Origin of the sequence: Bradyrhizobium sp. 197, from assembly GCF_023073375.1 — a bacterium.
Lineage (GTDB): Bacteria > Pseudomonadota > Alphaproteobacteria > Rhizobiales > Xanthobacteraceae > Bradyrhizobium.
In genome coordinates this window covers 1-1,387 of the sequence record NZ_JADPJJ010000104.1, presented here as the reverse complement: position 1 = coordinate 1,387, position 1,387 = coordinate 1, and the positions used below count along the sequence as shown (strand labels likewise).

At 61.9% G+C, this 1,387-nt stretch carries 2 protein-coding genes; both read left to right on the top strand.

Annotated elements, in window-relative coordinates:
* Nucleotides 1–68 precede the first annotated feature (68 nt).
* Nucleotides 69–470, top strand: coding sequence for a transposase (locus IVB27_RS25100; protein ID WP_345946916.1), 402 nt, complete (start codon nucleotides 69–71; stop codon nucleotides 468–470).
* Nucleotides 467–1,324, top strand: a complete 858-nt coding sequence (locus tag IVB27_RS25095; RefSeq protein ID WP_247445846.1) for an IS3 family transposase — start codon at nucleotides 467–469, stop codon at nucleotides 1,322–1,324. Before IVB27_RS25100 ends, IVB27_RS25095 begins: the two co-directional genes overlap by 4 nt.
* The last annotated feature ends 63 nt before the right edge of the window (nucleotides 1,325–1,387 follow it).

Here is a 1,387-nt window from a genome sequence, read left to right as displayed (position 1 = left end):
AGCGTTGGACTGCACCCCTGGAATGAGACACGGTAATTGCGGTGACAGGCTCATTTCGAGGATGACCTGTGGCAGCAAGAGGAAAGAACCGTCGGTTTCCGACGGCGTACAAATTGAAGGCGATCAAGCGTGCCGAGGGAGGCGAAGGCGTTCTGCCTGTGGCCCGCAAGCTCGGGATACCTCGCAAGATCCTGCATGACTGGATCAAGGCGTGGAAGGCCCACGGGCCTGAAGGGTTGAACCGCAAGCCCGGGCCGAAGCCTGGCCCCCGCAAGCTCAAGCCGCTGCAGGCGGAGGAGACGAAGCGCTCTGCACTTGCCCAGGCGAACGTGCGCATCGCCGAGCTTGAACGGCTGGTGGGTCGCCAGCAGATGGACATCGATTTTTTTCGAAAAGCCTTGCGCGCCTTGGAGCGGCCGGCAGCGCAAGGCAAAACCGTATCCGCATCATCGAAGTCATCGAAGCCATGACGCTGGAAGCAGCCGGTTCGCATGCCGATGTGCAGCGCCTGTGCAGGCTCGCGGGGCTGCCGCGCGCGACCTATTACCGACACTTGGCCGGACGCGCCGATGAGGCAGGTGAGTGCGAGTTGCGGGACTTGATCCAGCGCATTTGCCTCAAGCACCGCTTCTATGGCTACAGGCGGGTGACCGCGACCCTCCGGCGGCAGGGCATGGTGGTGAATGCCAAGAAGGTTCAGCGGCTTATGCGCGAGGACAATCTGCTGGCCCAGCGCAAGGCGCCGTTCCTGAAGCCACCTGCCGATCGGCCCTCGGCCTTTCTCATCGTGCCCAATCTGGTGCGTGGCCTGGTGCCGTCAGCGCCGGATCAAATCTGGGTCGCCGATATCACCTATGTGCATCTCGCCAGAGCCTTCGTCTATCTTGCCGTCATTCTCGACGCCTTCTCGCGCAAGGCCGTCGGCTGGGCTTTGGAGAACACGCTCGACGCCTCGCTCGCCATCGCCGCGCTGGATACAGCCCTTGGTGCTCGAAAGCCGCAACCCGGCAGCTTGATTCATCACTCCGATCGCGGCGTGCAATACGCCTCCATCGCCTATCGCCAACGACTGGCCGATCGCGACATCACCATCAGCATGAGCAGGCCGGGCAATCCCTTCGACAACGCCAAGGCCGAGAGCTTCATGAAGACGCTGAAGACCGAAGAGATCAACGGCAAGGCCTTCGCCGACATCAGCGACGCCCGCCGCCGCATCGATGGCTTTATTGCAGAGGTCTACAACAAGGACCGGCTGCACTCGGCGCTCGGATACCAATCGCCGCTTGAGTTCGAAACCGCCTTCGCGCAAAACAAGGCACGATAACGCATCATGGCAACCGCGCTGTCACCGCAATTACCGTGTCTCATTCCAGGGGTGCAGTCCAGC